Below are 17,841 nucleotides of genomic sequence, written 5' to 3'. Positions count from 1 at the left end.
GCATTGCTTCATGAACCTGGGTCGGCTTCAAGCGCTCGCGTCGGTCGCGAAGTACGGATCCGTCGCCCGCGCCGCGGAAATCCTGCACGTCACGCCGTCCGGGGTGTCACAGCAGCTGAACAAGCTGGAGAAGGAGACCGGGCACCCGCTGCTCGAGCCCGCCGGCCGCGGCATCCGGCTCACCCGGGCGGGCCAGGTGCTCGCCGAGCACGCGGCGCGAGTGCTCGCCCAGGTCGCCGCGGCCGAGGCCGATCTCGCCGCACTGGATCAGGAGGTGGCGGGCCCCTTGCGGATCGGGGCCGTCGGCAGCGCGATCCGGGAGCTCTTGCCGGACCTGCTGGCCGAACTGGTCGCCGACCGGCCACGGCTCAAAGTGACCCTGCGCGACGGCGAAGTGGTGGACCTGCTTCCCCGGCTGCTCACCGACGAGCTCACCGTGCTGCTGATGGAGAGCTGGGAGGCGCGGCCGCCGCTTCTGCCCGCGGGGGTCGCCGTGCGCACGCTCGTCCGGGAACCGGCGGAGGTCGCTCTCGCCGCGGATCATCCGCTCGCCGGCCGGTCCTTCGTCGACCTCGCCGACCTCGCGGGCCAGACCTGGACCTGCTGCCCGGCAGGCACTGAGGCCCACGTGGCGCTCACACAGACCATGCGCGGGCTCGGAGCCGAGCCGGACATCCGGTTCGCCGTCGCCGAGTACCCCACCCAGCTCGCGCTGGTCGCCGCGGGGCTCACCGTCGCGCTCGTCCCCAGGATGGCCCAGCGGCCGACCCCGGACGGCGTCCGGTTCCTCCGCACCCGCCCGGTGCTGCACCGGGAGATCCGCGTCGCCTGGCGTACCGACGATCAGAGCCCGCCGATACGTGCCCTGCTCGACGCGCTGATCTCACGTCAGGAAGCGGTGAACCGGACAGGGAGTGCCCGGTAGCCCTGAACGGTGATCGCTCGCAACCATTCCACGTCGCCGTCGAGCTCCAGACGAGCCAGCCGCCGGGCGAGCGCGCGCAGGACCACGGCCAGCTCGGCCCTGGCCAGCGCGGCACCGAGGCAGTGGTGCGTGCCGTGCCCGAAGGCGATGTGGCGGTTGGGCCGGCGATCGGCGCGGAAGAGGTCCGGTTCGGTGAACACGGCCGGATCCCGGTTGGCGGCGGGCAGCCAGGCCACCACGGGAACACCCGGTCCGAGCTCGTGTCCATTGAGGACGAATCGGGCGGTGGTCACCCGGAGGACGTGCATCGCCGGCGAGGTCCAGCGCAGCACCTCCTCGACCACCGGATCGAGGTCGCCGCCGCGGGCGCGCACCGTTCCCAGCAGGCCGGGTGTGGTCGCCAAGGCGTGTACCGCCCCGGTGATCGCGTGCCGGGTGGTCTCGTTGCCGCCGATCAGCACGTTGTCGCAGTTGAGCAGGACGTCGTCGGGGTCGAGGCCGTCGTCGCCGAGCAACACGCTGATCAGGTCGTCACCCGGCCGGCGCCGCCGGGCCGCGATCAGTTCGTCGAAGTACACCAGTATCTCGGTGTGCGCCTGGCGTGGAGTCATCCCGTCGAAGAGGGCGTCTTCGCCGCCGAAGGCGTGATTCGTCAGCCCGATCAGCATTTCCTGGTCGTCCGGCGGGATGCCGAGCAGGTCGCATACCACCGCCGCGGGAATCCGCGGACCGAATTCCGCGGCGACGTCGCACGACGGCGCGTCCAGCACGCGATCCAGCAGGTCGTCCGCCTCCTTCGCCACCCGGTCCGCGACGGACCGCGCGGAGGCCCTCGACATCAGCGGCCCGATCAGCCTGCGCAGCCGGCGGTGCGGCGCGTGATCGGTGACCACGGTCATCCGGCCGCCGGACCGGTCGCGGTGGTCCTTGTCGAAGCCGATCATCATCCCGTATTCGGAGGTGAACGGCGCCGACGGGGCCAGGACCTCCGCGCAGGCGCGGTGGGAGAAAACCGACCAGAATCCGGCCGGTGAACTGCCGGGCCCGCTCCATTCCATCCGGTCGTCGCCGGCCAAGGCCAGCCAGCGCGCGTACCGCTCCGTCGAGGTGTAGAGGTCAGGGTCGCCGAAGTCCGTTGTTCCCGTCTCCATCGCCGGCCCGCTACCCGTTCCGCTCGTCGAGCACCCGCGCCAGCCCGCTGACACTCGGCGCGTCGAAGAACGCCTGAACGCTCAGCCGCACACCCAGCGTCGAGCGGATCCGGCCCACCGCGCGCGTGGCGAGCAGAGAATGCCCGCCGATGTCGAAGAAGCTCACGTCCGCCCCGATCTCCGGGGTGCCGAGTACCTCGGCGAACACTCCGGCCAGCGCGATCTCCGTGGGTGTGGCCGGGGGCCTGCCCGTCCCGATCGACCCGGGGACGGGCAAGGCGGCCCGGTCGATCTTGCCGTTCGGCGTGGTCGGCAACCGCGGCAGTTCGACCACCACGTCCGGGACCATATGCTCCGGTAACCGGTCGCGTAGCCGGTCGCGGACGCCCTCGGTCCCTCCGGACGTCGTCACCACGTAAGCGACCAGCCGGTCCTCGTGCGCGCCCACCGCCGCTTGTGCCAGGCCCGCCGATTCGAGCAGTGCCGATTCCACTTCGCCGGGCTCGATCCGGAAACCGCGCACCTTCACCTGGTCGTCCACTCTGCCCGCGAACTCCAGCTGGCCGTCGGGCCGTCTTCTCGCGCGGTCACCCGTGCGGTACATCCGGCTGCCCGGCGGACCGAACGGGTCGCGGATGAATCGGCGCGCGGTCAGTTCGGGCCGCCGGAGATATCCGCGTGCGACGCCGGGGCCCGCGACGTACATCTCGCCGGTCGCGCCCTCGGGAACCGGGCACATCCGCTCGTCGAGCACGTACACCCGGGTGTTGGCGATCGGCCTGCCGATCGGCGGGATCCCCTCGCCGTCCAGCGGATCGCTCGCGGTCGCCGCGACCGTGGTCTCGGTCGGGCCGTACGCGTTGATCATCAAGCGGCCCGGTGCCCAGCGGCGAGCGGCCGGCTCCGGACACGCCTCGCCCGCTACCAGCAACGTCAGACCGGCGGGAAGGCCGCCTTCTTCCGCCAGCGGCGCCAGGGCCGACGGCGGGAGGGTCAGGTGGGTGACGCCCTGCTCCCGGAGCAGTTCGGCGAGCGGAGCGCCGGGGATCAGCCGAGCCTGCGGTGCCAGCACCAGACAGGCTCCGGCCGCCCAAGCCGGCCAGAACTCGGCGACCGAGGCGTCGAAGCTCGGTGACGCGAACGCCAGCAGCCTGCTGTCCCTGCCCAGCCGCTGACGCGGCACGTAGTCGGTGACCAGGTTGAGGATCCCGTGGTGCGCCACCACGACGCCTTTGGGGCGCCCGGTCGAGCCGGACGTGTAGATCACGTACGCGGCTTGATCGGAGCGCAGCGGCTCCAACCGTTCCGTGTCGTACAGGTCGTCCGCGTCGTGCCCAGTGCCCTCCCGCAGCTCTCGAAGGTCGACGTCCAGCATCTCGCCTGCCCCGGCCACGTCCTGGCCGGGCAGCCGGAGCAGGCACCGCGGTGCCGCGTCCGCCACCATGAACGACCGGCGCCGTACGGGGTAGCCAGGATCGATCGGTACGTAGGCTCCGCCGGCCTTGTGCACGGCGAGCATCGCGACGACGAATTCGACCGTTCGCGGCATCATCAGCGCGACCAGCCGTTCCGGTCCGACACCGTGCCGGACCAGCCGACGGGCCAACCGGTTGGCCAGCGCGTTGAGTTCGCGGTAGCTGTACTCGTCGCGGCCGTGGCGCACGGCGGGCAGCTCGGGCACGGCGGCCGCCGTCGACTCGAACAGCGCGGCGGTGGTCGGCGCCCCGATGTCTGTCGGCCGGGATTCGGCGGGGGAGAAGGTCATGCGCTCCTCCTCGTGGCCGGGGGCGCGCCGCGCAGTACCTCGACGAGGTACCGGTTCACCGAGTCCGGATCCTCCAGGTACCCGTAGTGGCCGCAGCCGTCGATCACCGCATGGGTGGCCCCGGGGATGGCCGCCGCGAGCTCACGGCCCGCGCCCGGCGGTGTGACGATGTCGTTCCCGAACGACAGCACATGACAAGGCACCGAGATCGCCCGGTAGGCGGCGAGACGGTCCGGTAGCGCGCTCACCGCCAGCTGATTGCGTATTCCCTCGCCGGCCGGCCCGGCCTTCGCGAGGACGTCGAGCCAGTCCGCGGTCAGCTCGTCGTCGGCCAAGGTCACGGGCCCCAGGTGATGCAGAGCCCGCACGGCCGCGCGGTATCCCGTGGGCAGTTCGATTCCCGTGGCGATCAGCTCGGCCTCCGCCGAGGCCAGTGCTCGTTGGACGAGGCTGCTGCGGCCGCACGCGGCCAGCAGCACCACCCTGTCCAGAAGATCCGGGCGAGCCAGTGCGAGTTCCTGCGCGATGTAGGCGCCCATCGACGTTCCGACCACACGGCAGGGAACGATCCCCAGCGATTCGATCAGCCCGGCGACGTCGGCGACGAGATCGTCGATCGTGAACTCGACCTCGCCAGGGTCGCTCGGGGGATGCCGCGGTTGTCCACGGTGATCACGCGCATCCCGGCGGCCACGAGCGCCGGCACCTGGTACAGCTCCCAGACCGAGCCCGCCGCCGCGGTCCCCGTCAGCAGCACGACGGGCGTTCCCGCGCCGTGATCGGCGTAGGACAGGCGGATCCCGTTGATGGTCGTCAAGGGCACTGCCGTTTCCCTTCGGTCATCACCGGACGGCACCGCTGGTATGGACCAGAACCTTCGCCAGCGGCCCCGCGGACGCCGGGTTCTGACCGGTGTGCAGGGCCCGGTCGACCACGACGTGCTCGGCCCACGGTTCATCGGCGGCGGAGATCACGCCGCCTTCGGCGCGAAGCCGGTCTTCGGCCAGCCAGGCCATCCGGTCGTGAAGTCCGGTGTCCCGCTCTTCGGTGTTGGTGAACACGGTCATCCGGTACCCGTCGAAGAGCCAGCCGCCGTCCCCGGCCCGTGCGGACAGGAACGCGGCGGGCCCATGGCAGACGGCCGCCACCGGGGTCCCCCTCTCCACCAGCGCGGAGACCAGGGCGCCGAACTCCGCCGACTCGGCCAGATCCGCCATCGGCGCGTGCCCGCCGGGGACGAACAACAGGTCGATGTCGCCCGGCTCGATCTCCTCCAGTGACAGCGGTTTCGCCAGCTCGTCGATGGTGTCCAAATAGGACTTCCAGGCGGGATTCATCCCCGCCGGATCCGGGGTCGGGACGGCGGCGCCGGGAGTGGCCACCACCACGTCGATCCCCGCGTCTCGCAGCACTTTGTGCGGGGTGCCGAGCTCTTCGGGCCAGAAGCCGCACGGATGATCGGAACCGTCCGCCAGCCGGAGCCGGTCGGCGGCGGTGACGGCGAACAGGGCTGTGGTCACGTCGAAACCCCCGGGGAATCGGTGTCCCCGTCCGGCGTTTCCTCGACGTAGAGGCCGAGTGCGTCCAGAACGGGGCGGTCGGTGAAGGAGAACAGGCAGGCGTCGTCGTCCGGGTCGTCGTTGGCGTGCTGGTGCCAAGCCCACGACGGCACACAGAAGATGTCGTTCGGTGCCCAGTCGAAGCGGGTACCGGCGATCACCGAATGCCCGCGGCCCTTGGCGACTTGGTAGACCACCGAGCCGGTGTGCCGGTGTGCCCGAGTGCGTTCACCGGGGCGCAGCAACTGCAAGGCCGCGCCGAGCGTCGGTGTCACCGGGCCGGCGGTGGTGGGGTTCTGGTACTCCATCAGCACCCCGTCGTACGGCGAGCCGTCCGTGACCTCCGCGTAGTCGCGCAGCGCGCTGTAGGCCATTTCCCACGGGTAGTGCAGCAGTGGCGAGGCGGGCGCGGACCCGCGCCGGTCCGGGCGGAGCAGAGCGCTGCCGTGTGCGCGCAATGAGGCGTCGACCGGTTTCCCGTGTACCTGGTGCAGATCGGGATGCAGTTCGTAGAAGTTCGCGTCCAGCGTGTTCACCAGCGGGTCGTCCGTGCAGTCCTGCCAGATCACCGGCTCGTCGTGCGAGTCCGTGCCGTGCTCGTGCCAGGACCTGCTCGGCGTGACGATGAAATCCCCCGGGCCTGCCTCGATCCGGTCGCCGCCGATGACGGTCCACGCACCGGTGCCCTCGATGATGAACCGCAGCGCCGTCGCGGCGTGCCTGTGCGCGGTCATGGACTCGCCGGGGTTGAGCAGCTGAAGGCCGGTGTACAGGTGACCGACCGCGGGCGCGCTGCCGTGCGGCGTGGCGATCTGTTCCGCCCCACCGGGATTCTTCAAGGTCATCACGCGCAGGGCGGCCGCGTCCGACCGGACGAACCGCGCGGACAGCAACGCGAGTGGGCGCAGGTCGGCGTAGCGCCACAGCATCGCGGCCGACGCCGGCCGGGGCGACCACGCCCCTTGATCGACCGTCCAGCGCGCTTCGGTGCTCAATTCGGCCAGCCGGGCGTAGAACTCCTCGTCGGCCTCGGGAACGGTGCCGGTCATACGATTCTCCTCGGTTCGCCGGGCGGATGGCATTCGGCGGCGGTGTCCTGGAGCAGGGCCCACAAAGCGCGGACGTCCGCGCCGGTCGTCTGGATGTTCCCGATCGACACCCGGATCACGTAGCCCGTGTCCAGCCGGGTGTGGGAGACGAACGACCGGCCGCTCCGGTGTATCGCGGCGCAGATGTTCTCGTTGAGCCGGTCGATCCACTCGCGCCGATCGACGCCGGGCGGCGGTGCCGTCCCGGGGTCGTAACGCAGGCACACCAGCGGCAGCACCGACTCCGCGGGGACCGTCCAATCAGGACTCGCGCGGGCCGCGGAGCGTAACCAATCGGCATAACCGGCTCGGGCGGTCAGCAGCCGGGAGAGTCCGGCCCGGCCGAAACAGCGGAGCACCCACCACACTTTCAAAGCCCGGAATTGCCTGCCCAGCTGCAGGCTGTGGTCCATGTAGTCCACCGAACCCTCGTCGGGACTGGTCCGCAGGTATTCCGGGACGAGTTTGAACGCGTTGGCCAACGCGCCACCGCGCTTGCAATAGAGCGCGGAGACCTCCATGGGGCAGAACAACACCTTGTGCGGATTGACCACCACCGAGTCGGCCGCGGCGAGGTCGGCCAGATCCGGCGCGAGCCGGTCGACCAAGCGCCAGAACCCACCGTAGGCGGCGTCCACGTGGAGCCAGACGTTCCGCTCGGCGCAGACCCGCGCCAGCTCGGACACCGGGTCGATGGCACCGGTCGAGGTCGTCCCGGCGGTGGCGCACACCGCCAGTGGCAGGACCCCGTCGGCGATGTCCTGGTCGAGTGTCTTCGCGAGTTCCCCCGGGTCGAGCCGCAGGTCGGGACCGCTCCGCAGCCGGACCACGTTGTCGAGGCCGATGCCAAGGGCGATCGCGGCCTTGTCCACCGAGCTGTGCGCCTGATCCGACGTGTACACCCGCATCCGTGGCAAGTCGCGCCCGGCGAGACCGCGTTCGCGCACTCGCAGTCCGCCATGCGCGTCGCGGGCCGCGATCAGCGCGTACACCGTCGCCAGTGAAGCGCCGTTGACCAGCACGCCGTCCGCGTCTTCGGGGTAGCCCGCCAGCTCGGCGAGCCACCGCAACACCAGGCGTTCGACCGCCGACGCCGCGGGCGCGGTCCGCCACTGCTGGCAATTGACGTTGAGCGCGGCGGTCAGCGTCTCGGCCAGGATGGCGGGTCCGCTCGAACTGTTGCTGAAGTAGGCATGGAAGTTCGGGTGGTGCCAGAGCGCCAGATGCGGCACCACGTCGGACCAGGTCTCGTCGAGCACCTGCTCGAACGGCGTCGGAGCCTCCGGCAGCGGCGCGTCGATGCGCCGCTGCAGCTCGATGGCGGAGATGTCCGAAGTGACCGGGACGTTCCGGATCGCGGCGAAATGTTCCCGCAGCCGGGCGAGCAGGATGTTCCCGTTCTTCTCGAGCTCCTCCGGCGTCCAGTCACCCGGCGGTTCGTCGGTCCCGATCAAGGCGGGTCCTCTCTGTCGGATCGGTGCGCCTCAGTGGCCGTGACCGTGCTCGCCGTCGACGTCCACCGGCAGTTCCTCCAAGTACTCGATATCCCTCTCGCGCGTGCAGTACTTCGTGTGGAACTCGGCGAGAAGGGACTTTTCGGCGGCGCGCAACCGGGCATGGTCCTCGTGGCTGCGCCAGGGGTAGATCATGATCACTTGGCCGGGTTCGGTTTCGCGGCGGAAGAACCTGGCGTGGCCTGCCCATCCCGGATCGTCGTGTGCGTTGGGCCCGGTGAGGTCGTCCATCTCCTGCATCAGTTCCATCGCCCGGTCGGCGATGTCTTCGCGCAGGTACCACGTTTCCTTGACGGTGATCATGGGTGTTCCTTTCTCGCGATTCAGTGATCGGCGGTGTCCTGCCTGCCGAGGAATTCCCGCAGCTGTGATTCGCCACCCGGGACGAACCGCTCGCAGACGAGCAGGTGATGGCGCCGGTTACGCGCCTGCGCGGACCACAACGCCTTGGCCGCTCTCGTCGTGGACCGCGGCAGGGTTCCGGCGTCGCGGTGCTGCCGCAACCGGGTGCGCAATTCGCGCAGGTGGTCCAGCATCAGGCCGTGATCGTGGTTGAGCGTTCCGGAGAATCCGGGGCTCAGGAACGGTTCGTCCATGGACGGCCGGATCAGGTCGCGGTAGGCGTGCGGCGGGAAGTCCGCGGCGTATTTCATGCTGGCCGTGGCCGCGTCGTAGAGGCAGGTGAGGCGGTGCAGCAGACGCTCCGCGTCTTCCCAGTGAGCCGAGCCGCACGCCGCGTGGAGCTCGACGAGTGTGCTGTTCATGACGATCAGCTTGAGGTGGAACACCTGGTGGCCGAGTTTCCACCGGCGGATGGCATCGGCGTGACCAGGGAAAAGCGTGGAAGCTCGGGGCATGGATGGACTCCCTGGGGTACTGGCGGGCCGCGGTCAGCGGCTCGCGACGGCCAGCCATCGCTCCAAAGTGGACTGCAAGACGAGTACGAGACCGCACATCAGGTCGGCCCGCTCCGCGTCCGTCAGTCCGCCGGAAGGCAGGTCGTCCATGAGCCTGCCCGTGGCACCGAGACAGCTCCGGGTCCAGCCGGTCAGGTCGCCCTCTTCGCGAGAGATGCGGAAGTAACCGTCGTATTCCGCGGTCGTGGCGGCTCCGGTGACCGAATCGGGAACACGGCCGTCGGCGGGGAGGGAAACCGGCATGACCAATCCGAAATCGGGTGAATCGGCAGCATCTCCGATATTCGTTGACATTCTCTCGTCGCCTTCCCGAAATCGAAATCAACGTCTGTGTCGGGGTGCGATCTCCAGCATCGCGAGGCATTCGTAAAACGTCAAGGGATCGGAATTCGTGGACCTGATCGGAGCATTGGACGGCGTTTTGAAACTTTAGAAACCAGCGGCCTGCGGAACTGAACGAAAGTTGCTTGCCAACTGTCGGTGCAATTGGTATACAGCCTACATGGGGGTACTTGATCGACAGGATGATGAGCGAGGGCCCTGGGACCGTTCGGACGACGTGACCGACTCGTGTACTCCGTACCGGGTCTTGGTGAGCGTCGGCGGTCCGCACCAGGCGACGATCTTGGCGGGCCTGCGGAAGGTTCCCGACCTGGAGTCCGTCTCCGGGGCGCGCGCCGCGAAAGCCCTGCCGCGCGCCCTCGAAGATCTGCAGCCCGATCTGACGGTGCTGTCCCTGGACAGGATTCCCGACGGCGGCTTGACGCTTCTGCATCGGCTTCGCGACCCCGGGCGCCACTTCAGCGATCTCGTCATCGTCACGGAACGACCGAAGGCGTCCGTGGTGCGCAACGCCGCGCGGTTCGGCGTCCTGGGCTGTCTGGTGCCGCCGTTCGACGCGGATTCGGTCAGTGAGTGTGCGGTGGGCTGGCGTGACCGTGGACGCAAGCTGGCCGGCCTGCCGCCCGACGCAGTGCTCAGCCGGCGCGTCGTGAACGAGTTGCTGCCCGCGGTCCACGCGAGGCGCACCCGGAGCCGTCCGGCGTCCGGCAGCACTCGTGACCAGGTGTCGACCGTGCTCCGCCAGCACGATCACACGATGTCAGTACCCGATATCGCCGAACGGTGCGGCCTGTCGACGGTCGCCGCGGGCCGCTATCTGCGCCAGCTGGTCAATCACGGAGAAGCGACGATGTCCGTCCGCCACGGAAGGATCGGGCGGCCGAGCCATCACTACCGGTGGGTCGGGGATCGCTGAAGTGATTCGCGGGAATGATCCCGTGTGCGGAATTCGCGTACATGGATCGACGCGAAGCGGGTACCCCTCCCGGTAGTGGCCCGTTCTCCCGGACGGGAGGTGATTCGCGATGGACAGGCCGGGGCCGATCCGGTGGGTGCAGTACGTCTACGGGCGACGCCTGCCGGAGCGATACCGGGAGTGGGTGCTGTACGACGCGACCTCGCGCACGTGGCTGCTGAGGTTCGCCGTCCGGATCTGTTTCGAGGCGTTGCCGTGGCTCGCGATCGCGTTCGTGCTCCTGGTGACGCTCACCCCGCTGCCCGTGCCCGCGGTGCTGGGCGCGTTGATGCTGAGCCTCTTCCTGGGGCTGTTCTTCACGATGACCAGCGCGGACGAGCTGGCCGAGGTCCGGCTCGGCAAACACGGTTTCCCACGTGGCACCGGAAAAGCGGCCAGGGCGGCCAGGGGAGGTTCAGGTAGCTGGCCCTGACCGCTCGCCGGGTGCGACGAGGCCCGATTCGTAGGCGAGGATCACGAGTTGCGCGCGGTCGCGGGCGTGGAGTTTGGTCATGGCGCGATTGACGTGGGTCTTCGCGGTCAACGGGCTGATCACCATCTGGCCGGCGATCTCGTCGTTGGACAGGCCTCGCGCGACCAGGACCACGGCTTCGCGTTCACGGTTGGTCAGTTCCTTCAGCCCGGTACCGCTGCCGCCGCCGAGCGGGACGGTGACGTACCGGTCGATCAGCTTACGGGTGATCGAAGGCGCGAGCAGCGCGTCGCCGCGCGCGGCGACACGAACGGCGTGCAGGAAGTCTTCGGGCTCGATGTCCTTGACGAGGAATCCCGCCGCGCCCGCGCGCAGCGCGTTGAAGACGTACTCGTCCAAGCCGTAGTTGGTCAGGATCACGACGTGCACCCCGGACAACGCCGGGTCGGCGGTGATGCGCCTGGTCGCCTCGATGCCGTCGACCCCGGGCATCTGGATGTCGATGAGCGCGATATCGGGCAAATGCTTCCTGGCGAGCGCGACGCCTTCGCCGCCGTCGGCGGCTTCGGCCACGACCTCGATGTCGTCCTCGACGTCCAGGAGCGCGCGGAACCCGCTGCGGAGGAGAGGCTGGTCGTCCACCAACAAGACGGTGATCATGGCGCCTCCGCGGGAAAGAGTACGTCGGCGCGGATCACGGCGCCTCCAAGGGAAGTTCTGCCCGGATGGAGAAACCGCCCGCGTCTCGGGGCCCGGCGTCGAGACGGCCGCCGAGCGCGGTGACCCGTTCACGCATCCCCAGCAGCCCGACACCGGGGATCGGGGCGGTGCCCGGGGTGGCCTTGCCGTCGTCGTCGATCTGGATCGCGAGGGCACCTGGCCGGTGATCGATCCGCACCGACGCGGTCGTCGCCGCGGCATGCCGGGCGACGTTGGTCAAGGATTCCTGGACGATCCGGTACGCGGCGCGGTCCACGGCCGCGGGCAGGTCGCGCCGCCGCCCTTCGACGGTGAGCGTCGCGTCCAGACCGGCCGCCTGCGCCCGTTCGACCAGGTCGGCGATCCGGTCGAGCCCGTACGGCGCATCGGTCTCGTCGTCCCGCAGTGCCTCCAGGGTCGCTCGCAGCTCCCTGGTCGCCTCACGGCCGGCCTCGCGGATCGCGAGCAACGACTCCGGCACCGCCTCGCCCCGTTTGGTGGCCAGGTGGACGGCGACCTCGGCCTGCACCTTGATGACGGAGATCTGGTGGGTGAGCGAATCGTGCAGTTCCCGCGCGATGTGCAGCCGCTCTTCGTCGGCCCGGCGCCGCGCGGTCTCCTCGCGGGTGCGCTCGGCCTCGTCGGCCCGCCGTTCGGCCTGTCGCAGCGCTTCACCCGCCGCGCCGGCGGCGATCAGCCAGGCCAGCTGAAGAGCGTCTCGGCTCTGTGCGAGTGCCTCGCCGACGGAAGAGGCGTTGGCGGAGGCCAGAAGCACGAGCGGGAGCGCGACGATCATGAGCACCGACCCCGCGACGGCGGCGATCCGGTGCCCGGCGCGGACGGCGGCGTAGACCGCGACCAGATAGGCGACGGCGGGCACGGTGAAACCCACGGCCTGGTACCCCAGCGCGCATACCGCGGTCACGGCCAGGACGGTGAGGGGCGCCCGGCGGTGCGCGGCGAGCGCCAGGCCACCGGCGACCAGCGCCACGTGGCCCAGCGGGCCGAGACTCGTGGTGGTGTCCTCATCGGACAGTGCCGTGACCAGCAGGACCACCGTCACCCCGACGGCGATCGCCCAGTCCCGGACCCTGTTCATGTACGCACCCTAGCCAGCCGTCCCCGCGTGCGACTCCTCCGCGCGAACGATCCGCCGGCTACCACGAACGCGGTAGTCCCGGGGTTTCCACGACCTCGGCGGCAGTCCGGAATGCCTGCGTTCACCGGACGACGCGGGGCGGGTCCGCCGGACACCATCGGCGGACATCAGCCATCGAGCGAAGGAGCACCCCATGACCGTCCACTTGCTGTCCGCCGACTACCTGACCCCAGGGCGCCTCTGGTCCTTGATCGCCGCGCTGGCGGGGGTGATCGGCGTGGTCGTGGGAGGGCTGGCGCTCGCACGGAGCCGTTCCGGCGACACCCGGCGAGGAGCCGTCGTGGCACTGACGGCGGGGCTGCTCGCCATGGCGGGCGGCGCGTTCGTGGTGGTCGCGGCCAAGGGCGGCCCCGGCACGGGCTACGGGATCGTCGGCGGCTTCGTTGCCTTGGTGATCGGGCTGATCGCCGCGGCACTGGGCGGGCTGGCCCTGTCCCGGCGCGGTTCTTATCGCGCCGGGTAGCGGGCGCGAAGTTCGTCCGCGGCCTTTCCTTCGGTCAGCTGGAGCAGGTAGACGTCCACCGGGGCGTGGGAGCTGAGTTCGGTGAAGTTCCGGTGGACGATCGCCCCGACCTCCTCGCGGCCGGCGGGGAAGCGCTCGGTCAGCGTATCGACCAGTTTCTCGAGGTTTTCGTCGCTGGGCGGCAGATGCGGCGGCTGTGCGGTCATCACAACTCCACGTTCTCGGGGAGACGGCACCCCACGACGATAACGGTCTCCGGGCGTCGAGGTCTAGATATATCAACCTGCGTTGATGTATCTTCGGGCGGTGGCGACCTTCGAGACGGCCGATCCGCCGCCGTTCGTACGGCTGGCGAGCGATCCGCTGCGCTGGCGGCTGCTGCGCGAGCTGTCGCACGGCGACCGCCGGGTGCGGGAGCTGGTCGACCTGGTCGGGCAGCCGCAGAACCTGGTGTCCTATCACCTGGGCAAGCTGCGGGCCGCGGAGCTGGTCACCGCGCGGAGAAGCAGCTTCGACGGCCGTGACACCTACTACCACCTCGATCTGGAGCGGTGCGCGGACGCGCTCGCCGAGGCGGGAGGTTCGCTGCATCCCGCCCTGGCGCCGATCGGGTCCGGCCCGAAGAGGGCCGGACCCCGGCTCAAGGTGCTGTTCGTGTGCACCGGGAACAGCGGGCGCTCTCCGATGGCCGAGGCGCTGCTGCGGCACCGGGCCGGTTCGCGGGTCGAGGTGTCCAGCGCGGGCAGCCATCCGAAACCGGTGCATCCCGACGCCGTGCGCGTGCTCGCCGAGCGAGGCATCGCCCTGACCCACGAACCCTCCCATGTGGACGGTCTTCGGCGCAGGCGATTCCATTGGGTGATCAGCCTTTGTGACCGGGTCCGCGAGGTCTGCCCGGAGTTCCCCGGGCATCCGCGCGTCATCCACTGGAGCCTGCCGGACCCGGCCAAGGAAGCCGACGAGGCCGGCGAGACCTATCCGGCGTTCCGCCGTCTCGCCGCCGAACTGGATCGCCGGATCGGGTTCCTGACAGCAATGATGAGGTGAACAGGACATGACTTCGGATTTGGTGAGTGTGCGTTACCTGGTCGACGACGTCGAGGCCGCCGTCGAGTTCTACACCGGGCACCTGGGTTTCGCGGTGCGTTCGAGCGTGTTGCCCGCGTTCGCCGACGTGGTGCGCGGGAATCTCCGGCTGCTCCTCAGCGGTCCGGCGAGTTCGGCGGGCCGTCCGATGCCGGACGGCACGAAACCGGCCCCGGGCGGCTGGAACCGCATCCATCTCGTCGTCGACGACATCGACGCCGAAGTCGCCAGGCTGCGCGCGGACGGCGTCCCGTTCCGCAGTGACGTCGTGACCGGGCCGGGTGGCCGTCAGATCGTGTTCGACGACCCGGCGGGCAATCCGGTCGAACTGTTCCAGCCCGCGGCCCGTTGACCCCGCACCACGAGCCGGAGCCCTCGATGCCGGGAAAGTCCACAGAGGACTCCGTCGCCGCGCCGGGCCTGGGGACCGTCCTGCGGGAATGGGGCCGGATCGGCTGCATCGGCTTCGGCGGGCCGCCCACCCACATCGCCCTGCTCCGCAAGCTGTGCGTGCAGCGCCGGGAATGGCTGTCGGATCAGGAATTCGAGGACGCGATCGCCGCCTGCAACCTGCTGCCCGGCCCGGCGTCGACGCAGCTCGCGATCTTCACCGCGTGGCGCGTGCGCGGCCGCGCGGGGGCGCTGGTCGGCGGCGCGGCGTTCATCGTGCCCGGCCTCGTCGTGATCCTGGCGCTGGCCGCGCTGTTCCTCACGGGATCCCCGCCCGCCTGGGTGCGTGGGGCCGGCGCGGGCGCGGGTGCGGCGGTCGCTGCCGTCGCGGTGCACGCGGGGGCAGGCCTGATCCCGGCGGGCTGGCGGCGCGCGGCCACCACCGGCCGCGTGCGCTGGGCCCTGTACGTCCTGGCGGGTGTCGTGTCGGCCGCCGTGCTCGGCCCGTGGCTGGTGCTGGTCCTGCTGGGCTGCGGCGTGGTCGAACTGACCGTGAACCGCGCGCGCCGGGGTGAGTCCAGCGCCGCGTTGTTCGCCGTGCCCGCCCAATCCTGGGCAGCCGCGGTCGCGGGCGCCGGCGTGTTCGCGTCGGTCGCGTGGGTGGCGCTCAAGGTCGGGATGCTGTCCTACGGCGGTGGCTTCGTGATCATCCCGCTCATGCAGGACGACGCGGTGAACACCTACCACTGGATGAGCGCGGGGGAGTTCCTCAACGCGGTCGCGCTCGGCCAGGTCACGCCCGGCCCGGTGGTGCAGACCGTCGCCGTCGTCGGTTACGCGGCGGCCGGTCTCACCGGAGGCATCCTGGCCTCGGTGGTCGCGTTCGCGCCGTCGTTCCTGTTCATCCTGTTCGGTGCCAAGCATTTCGACCGGTTGCGCGGCAATCCGAACGTGCGGGCGTTCCTCGACGGCGCAGGTCCGGCGGCGGTCGGCGCCATCCTCGGCTCGGCGATCCCGCTCGCGCTCAGCCTGACCCAGGGATGGCAGTACGCCGTGCTCGCCGGTGCCGGGGTCCTGCTGTTCGTGCTGCGGCGCGGAGTGGTGACCACGATCCTCGCCGCGGCCTGCGCCGGAACGGTGCTCGCGCTCGCCGGAGCGCTCCTGCCGAGCTGAGCCTCAGTGCCGGGGCTCGTCCACGCCGCGGGTGGTGACGACGCGCGCGTTGCCGTCGGCAAGGTGGTAGGACAGCCCGACCACGGCGGTCTTCCCGGCGTCGATCTTCTCCGACAGCAGCCGCGAGCGGTCGATCAGGAGGTCGACCGTGTGGCGGATGTGCTCGTCGATGATGTCGTCGTTGCTGGTGAGCCCGGCGGCGCGGGCGGCGAGGACGCTGGGGGTGACCCGTTCGATGACGTCGCGGACGAAGCCGTTGGTGCCGAGCCCGTCGGTCAGCGCCTCGCGGGTCGCGGCGACGGCACCGCAGGAGTCGTGGCCGAGGACGACCACCAGCGGGCAGTCGAGGATGCTGACGGCGTACTCGATGCTGCCCAGCACCTCCGAACCGGCGACGTGGCCCGCGGTGCGGACGACGAACAGGTCGCCGAGCCCGCGGTCGAAGATGATCTCGGCGGCCAGCCGTGAGTCGGAGCAGCCGAAGAGGACCGCGAACGGGCTCTGTTCGGGGGCGGTCTCGGCGCGGCGGACGGCGTCCTGGTTCGGGTGTTCCGGGGTACCGGCGACGAAGCGCCGGTTGCCGGCGAGCAGAAGGTCGAAGGCCTCGGAAGGGGTCGGCGCGTCGCTCATGGCGCGGAGATTACCGGTCGCCGCCCCGAGCGGCAGGGCTGATCGATTTCGTCACATGTCGAGTCGTCCGGCGACGGCGCGCATGGCGCGGCCGACGGCCCGGAGGTCTTCCGGCGCGATCACGTCCACGAAGTGCTCGCGGACGGTGCGGAGATTGTCCGGCGCCGCTCGGCGCAAGGTCTCGTGACCCTGGTCGGTGAGCCGGGCCCGCACGCCGCGGCCGTCGTCCGCGGTGGATTCCCGCTGGACCAGGCCACGCGTCTCCAGCCCGTTGACGCGGTGCGAAAGGCGGCTGCGCGAGTAGTACGCGGATTCGGCGAGGTCCGCCATGCGCATCGACCGGCCGGGGGCTTCGGAAAGCCGGACCAGGAGTTCGAACTCCGCCAGGGAAAGCCCGTGTTCGTCGCGCAATCGCCGGTCGAGCAGGTCCACGAACCGCACGGATCCTTCGATGAACGCCCGCCAGTCGCGCTGCTGTTCCGGGTCGAGCCAGTCGGTCACGGCGCACACAGTAACAGTTGACGCCTTCAACCACTTCGGGCTAGTTTTGGTTGAAGCCTTCAACTAGATGGGGAACGTGATGACGAACGAAGCCTGGGTGATCCAGGAGCAGGACGCGGAGATCGTCGAGCGGCCCGCGTTGCGGCTGCTGGCCGACGGAGAGCACACGGGCGGTCTTCTCGGCGCGAACCGGTTGTCGCTACGCCCCGGGGAACCCGGTACGAAACCGCACTACCACGAGAAATCCGCGGAAGCTTTCTACGTGCTCGACGGGGCGCTGCGGATGCTGGTGGGCGCCGAAACGGTCACGGTCGAGCGCGGGGGCTACGTGGTGGTCCCGCCGGGCGTCCGGCACGCGTTCGCCGCGCCGCCGGAGAGCGCCGCGGACGTGCTCATCACGCTGGCGCCCGGCGTCGACCGGTTCGGCTATTTCCGGGCGCTGCCCGAGATCCTGCGCGGAAACGTCGCACCGGAAGAGGTCGAGCGCCTTCACGAGCGGTACGACGTGCATTTCGTCGACGCGCCGGAATGGGACACGCCGTAGCGCTCGCGCACCCGCCGGGTGGCCTCGTCGTCGATGCTGACCCTCCGGACCGAACCGACGCCGCCCGATCCGGCCAGCACCATCGCGACGAGCAGGAGAGGGAACAGCACCGTCCGCACGAACATGGCCCAGCAGGCCGCCGCGCCGATCCGCCCGCCGTCCCGGATCCGCACGAGCCGGGTCCCGGTGAGCGCGGCGCCGAGAACCCGGCCGTCGCCGAAGAACAGGCCGTAGAGCACCGGGACGCCGATCAGCAGGCCGAGCAGGGTCAGCAAGGACGCGTTGCCCGAGACGGCGCTGTCGCGGGTGGCGACCGCGAACACGACGAAACCGATCCCCGCGCACAGCAGGTAGACGGCGAAGTCCACGATCCACGCCGCGAACTCCGCCCACCCGCTTGCCGAGACGTACAGCGTCCCGTCGTCGAACGCGCCGAGCCGTTTCGCGACCTTGGGCCCGAAGGCCCGTTCGACTTGTTCCTTGGCGATGTCCAGCCTGCCGGTCATGGGGCATTATGCGCGAAACCCCGGGCTGTGGTCCGAACAGC

At 70.2% G+C, this 17,841-nt stretch carries 22 protein-coding genes and 1 pseudogene; 8 read left to right on the top strand and 15 right to left on the bottom strand.

Going from position 1 to position 17,841, the window contains the following annotated elements; all coding sequences use genetic code 11:
- Positions 1-10 precede the first annotated feature (10 nt).
- Positions 11-925, top strand: coding sequence for a LysR family transcriptional regulator (locus MJQ72_RS25325; RefSeq protein ID WP_240593507.1), 915 nt, complete (start codon positions 11-13; stop codon positions 923-925).
- Here the strand turns inward: MJQ72_RS25325 and MJQ72_RS25320 are convergent.
- The 9 genes and pseudogenes from MJQ72_RS25320 to MJQ72_RS25280 form a co-directional block, all read right to left on the bottom strand.
- Complete coding sequence (locus tag MJQ72_RS25320; RefSeq protein ID WP_240593506.1) at positions 889-2,076, bottom strand: cytochrome P450; 1,188 nt, start codon at positions 2,074-2,076, stop codon at positions 889-891. The genes MJQ72_RS25325 and MJQ72_RS25320 overlap by 37 nt on opposite strands.
- Positions 2,077-2,086: 10 nt before the next feature.
- Complete coding sequence (locus tag MJQ72_RS25315; RefSeq protein WP_240593505.1) at positions 2,087-3,841, bottom strand: non-ribosomal peptide synthetase; 1,755 nt, start codon at positions 3,839-3,841, stop codon at positions 2,087-2,089.
- Positions 3,838-4,664, bottom strand: a pseudogene (locus MJQ72_RS25310) (alpha/beta fold hydrolase). The gene MJQ72_RS25315 and the pseudogene MJQ72_RS25310 overlap by 4 nt, the downstream one beginning before the upstream one ends.
- 19 nt (positions 4,665-4,683) lie before the next feature.
- Entirely contained in the window at positions 4,684-5,361 is a 678-nt protein-coding gene (locus MJQ72_RS25305; RefSeq protein WP_240593504.1) for a type 1 glutamine amidotransferase domain-containing protein, read from the bottom strand.
- Complete coding sequence (locus tag MJQ72_RS25300; RefSeq protein ID WP_240593503.1) at positions 5,358-6,449, bottom strand: cupin domain-containing protein; 1,092 nt, start codon at positions 6,447-6,449, stop codon at positions 5,358-5,360. Before MJQ72_RS25300 ends, MJQ72_RS25305 begins: the two co-directional genes overlap by 4 nt.
- A complete protein-coding gene (locus tag MJQ72_RS25295; protein ID WP_240593502.1) occupies positions 6,446-7,942 on the bottom strand; it encodes a pyridoxal-dependent decarboxylase in 1,497 nt (498 codons plus the stop codon). Before MJQ72_RS25295 ends, MJQ72_RS25300 begins: the two co-directional genes overlap by 4 nt.
- 30 nt (positions 7,943-7,972) lie before the next feature.
- A complete protein-coding gene (locus tag MJQ72_RS25290) occupies positions 7,973-8,305 on the bottom strand; it encodes a hypothetical protein (RefSeq protein WP_240593501.1) in 333 nt (110 codons plus the stop codon).
- 20 nt (positions 8,306-8,325) lie between these two features.
- Positions 8,326-8,859 (bottom strand): hypothetical protein, encoded by a 534-nt coding sequence (locus MJQ72_RS25285; RefSeq protein ID WP_240593500.1) that lies wholly within the window; start codon positions 8,857-8,859, stop codon positions 8,326-8,328.
- Positions 8,860-8,892: 33 nt separating this feature from the next.
- Complete coding sequence (locus MJQ72_RS25280; protein WP_240593499.1) at positions 8,893-9,162, bottom strand: hypothetical protein; 270 nt, start codon at positions 9,160-9,162, stop codon at positions 8,893-8,895.
- A 349-nt stretch (positions 9,163-9,511) separates the two neighbouring features.
- Here MJQ72_RS25280 and MJQ72_RS25275 point away from each other — a divergent pair, with 349 nt between their 5' ends.
- Together MJQ72_RS25275 and MJQ72_RS25270 are read left to right on the top strand one after the other, a co-directional pair.
- Positions 9,512-10,177, top strand: a complete 666-nt coding sequence (locus tag MJQ72_RS25275) for a helix-turn-helix domain-containing protein (RefSeq protein ID WP_240593498.1) — start codon at positions 9,512-9,514, stop codon at positions 10,175-10,177.
- 109 nt (positions 10,178-10,286) lie between these two features.
- Positions 10,287-10,649 carry a DUF5313 family protein gene (locus tag MJQ72_RS25270; RefSeq protein WP_240593497.1) on the top strand — a complete coding sequence of 121 codons (363 nt, stop codon included), beginning with the start codon at positions 10,287-10,289 and terminating at the stop codon, positions 10,647-10,649.
- On the opposite strand, the gene MJQ72_RS25265 is transcribed toward MJQ72_RS25270, so the two are convergent.
- Both MJQ72_RS25265 and MJQ72_RS25260 read right to left on the bottom strand, forming a co-directional pair.
- Positions 10,632-11,309: a response regulator transcription factor gene (locus MJQ72_RS25265; protein ID WP_240593496.1), complete on the bottom strand. Its 678-nt coding sequence runs from the start codon at positions 11,307-11,309 to the stop codon at positions 10,632-10,634. The two genes, MJQ72_RS25270 and MJQ72_RS25265, sit on opposite strands and share 18 nt — an antisense overlap.
- Positions 11,310-11,343: 34 nt before the next feature.
- Positions 11,344-12,447 (bottom strand): sensor histidine kinase, encoded by a 1,104-nt coding sequence (locus MJQ72_RS25260; RefSeq protein WP_240593495.1) that lies wholly within the window; start codon positions 12,445-12,447, stop codon positions 11,344-11,346.
- Between the two features lie 193 nt (positions 12,448-12,640).
- Here MJQ72_RS25260 and MJQ72_RS25255 point away from each other — a divergent pair, with 193 nt between their 5' ends.
- Positions 12,641-12,970 carry a DUF6223 family protein gene (locus MJQ72_RS25255; protein ID WP_240593494.1) on the top strand — a complete coding sequence of 110 codons (330 nt, stop codon included), beginning with the start codon at positions 12,641-12,643 and terminating at the stop codon, positions 12,968-12,970.
- Here MJQ72_RS25255 and MJQ72_RS25250 read toward each other — a convergent pair.
- Positions 12,955-13,176, bottom strand: coding sequence for a three-helix bundle dimerization domain-containing protein (locus tag MJQ72_RS25250; protein WP_240593493.1), 222 nt, complete (start codon positions 13,174-13,176; stop codon positions 12,955-12,957). The two genes, MJQ72_RS25255 and MJQ72_RS25250, sit on opposite strands and share 16 nt — an antisense overlap.
- Before the next feature lie 100 nt (positions 13,177-13,276).
- Here MJQ72_RS25250 and MJQ72_RS25245 point away from each other — a divergent pair, with 100 nt between their 5' ends.
- Genes MJQ72_RS25245 through chrA form a run of 3 tightly spaced genes read left to right on the top strand, consistent with a single transcriptional unit; the run spans position 13,277 to position 15,619 of the window.
- Entirely contained in the window at positions 13,277-14,017 is a 741-nt protein-coding gene (locus MJQ72_RS25245) for an ArsR family transcriptional regulator (protein ID WP_240593492.1), read from the top strand.
- Positions 14,018-14,024: 7 nt separating this feature from the next.
- Complete coding sequence (locus MJQ72_RS25240; RefSeq protein ID WP_240593491.1) at positions 14,025-14,408, top strand: VOC family protein; 384 nt, start codon at positions 14,025-14,027, stop codon at positions 14,406-14,408.
- Between the two features lie 26 nt (positions 14,409-14,434).
- Complete coding sequence (chrA, locus tag MJQ72_RS25235; protein WP_240593490.1) at positions 14,435-15,619, top strand: chromate efflux transporter; 1,185 nt, start codon at positions 14,435-14,437, stop codon at positions 15,617-15,619.
- A gap of 3 nt (positions 15,620-15,622) precedes the next feature.
- On the opposite strand, the gene MJQ72_RS25230 is transcribed toward chrA, so the two are convergent.
- Both MJQ72_RS25230 and MJQ72_RS25225 read right to left on the bottom strand, forming a co-directional pair.
- On the bottom strand, positions 15,623-16,249 hold the full coding sequence (locus tag MJQ72_RS25230) for a carbonic anhydrase (RefSeq protein ID WP_240593489.1): 627 nt from the start codon (positions 16,247-16,249) through the stop codon (positions 15,623-15,625).
- A gap of 51 nt (positions 16,250-16,300) precedes the next feature.
- Positions 16,301-16,750, bottom strand: a complete 450-nt coding sequence (locus tag MJQ72_RS25225) for a MarR family winged helix-turn-helix transcriptional regulator (protein ID WP_240593488.1) — start codon at positions 16,748-16,750, stop codon at positions 16,301-16,303.
- 79 nt (positions 16,751-16,829) lie between these two features.
- On the opposite strand from MJQ72_RS25225, the gene MJQ72_RS25220 reads away from it, so the two are divergent.
- Positions 16,830-17,294 carry a cupin domain-containing protein gene (locus MJQ72_RS25220; protein ID WP_240593487.1) on the top strand — a complete coding sequence of 155 codons (465 nt, stop codon included), beginning with the start codon at positions 16,830-16,832 and terminating at the stop codon, positions 17,292-17,294.
- On the opposite strand, the gene MJQ72_RS25215 is transcribed toward MJQ72_RS25220, so the two are convergent.
- On the bottom strand, positions 17,240-17,800 hold the full coding sequence (locus MJQ72_RS25215) for a hypothetical protein (protein ID WP_240593486.1): 561 nt from the start codon (positions 17,798-17,800) through the stop codon (positions 17,240-17,242). The genes MJQ72_RS25220 and MJQ72_RS25215 overlap by 55 nt on opposite strands.
- Positions 17,801-17,841: the final 41 nt, after the last annotated feature.

This window comes from Amycolatopsis sp. EV170708-02-1 (assembly GCF_022479115.1).
Taxonomy (GTDB): domain Bacteria; phylum Actinomycetota; class Actinomycetes; order Mycobacteriales; family Pseudonocardiaceae; genus Amycolatopsis.
The sequence above is the reverse complement of the archived record's forward strand: the minus strand, read 5'-3'. Positions and strand labels throughout refer to the sequence as shown.

Coding starts and splice junctions, on each gene's coding strand:
- MJQ72_RS25325 (WP_240593507.1), top strand. CDS start 11: ATGAACCTGGGTCGGCTTCAAGCGCTCGCGTCGGTCGCGAAGTACGGA.
- MJQ72_RS25320 (WP_240593506.1), bottom strand. CDS start 2,076: ATGGAGACGGGAACAACGGACTTCGGCGACCCTGACCTCTACACCTCG.
- MJQ72_RS25315 (WP_240593505.1), bottom strand. CDS start 3,841: ATGACCTTCTCCCCCGCCGAATCCCGGCCGACAGACATCGGGGCGCCG.
- MJQ72_RS25300 (WP_240593503.1), bottom strand. CDS start 6,449: ATGACCGGCACCGTTCCCGAGGCCGACGAGGAGTTCTACGCCCGGCTG.
- MJQ72_RS25290 (WP_240593501.1), bottom strand. CDS start 8,305: ATGATCACCGTCAAGGAAACGTGGTACCTGCGCGAAGACATCGCCGAC.
- MJQ72_RS25285 (WP_240593500.1), bottom strand. CDS start 8,859: ATGCCCCGAGCTTCCACGCTTTTCCCTGGTCACGCCGATGCCATCCGC.
- MJQ72_RS25280 (WP_240593499.1), bottom strand. CDS start 9,162: ATGCCGGTTTCCCTCCCCGCCGACGGCCGTGTTCCCGATTCGGTCACC.
- MJQ72_RS25270 (WP_240593497.1), top strand. CDS start 10,287: ATGGACAGGCCGGGGCCGATCCGGTGGGTGCAGTACGTCTACGGGCGA.
- MJQ72_RS25265 (WP_240593496.1), bottom strand. CDS start 11,309: ATGATCACCGTCTTGTTGGTGGACGACCAGCCTCTCCTCCGCAGCGGG.
- MJQ72_RS25260 (WP_240593495.1), bottom strand. CDS start 12,447: ATGAACAGGGTCCGGGACTGGGCGATCGCCGTCGGGGTGACGGTGGTC.
- MJQ72_RS25255 (WP_240593494.1), top strand. CDS start 12,641: ATGACCGTCCACTTGCTGTCCGCCGACTACCTGACCCCAGGGCGCCTC.
- MJQ72_RS25250 (WP_240593493.1), bottom strand. CDS start 13,176: ATGACCGCACAGCCGCCGCATCTGCCGCCCAGCGACGAAAACCTCGAG.
- MJQ72_RS25240 (WP_240593491.1), top strand. CDS start 14,025: ATGACTTCGGATTTGGTGAGTGTGCGTTACCTGGTCGACGACGTCGAG.
- chrA (WP_240593490.1), top strand. CDS start 14,435: ATGCCGGGAAAGTCCACAGAGGACTCCGTCGCCGCGCCGGGCCTGGGG.
- MJQ72_RS25230 (WP_240593489.1), bottom strand. CDS start 16,249: ATGAGCGACGCGCCGACCCCTTCCGAGGCCTTCGACCTTCTGCTCGCC.
- MJQ72_RS25220 (WP_240593487.1), top strand. CDS start 16,830: ATGACGAACGAAGCCTGGGTGATCCAGGAGCAGGACGCGGAGATCGTC.
- MJQ72_RS25215 (WP_240593486.1), bottom strand. CDS start 17,800: ATGACCGGCAGGCTGGACATCGCCAAGGAACAAGTCGAACGGGCCTTC.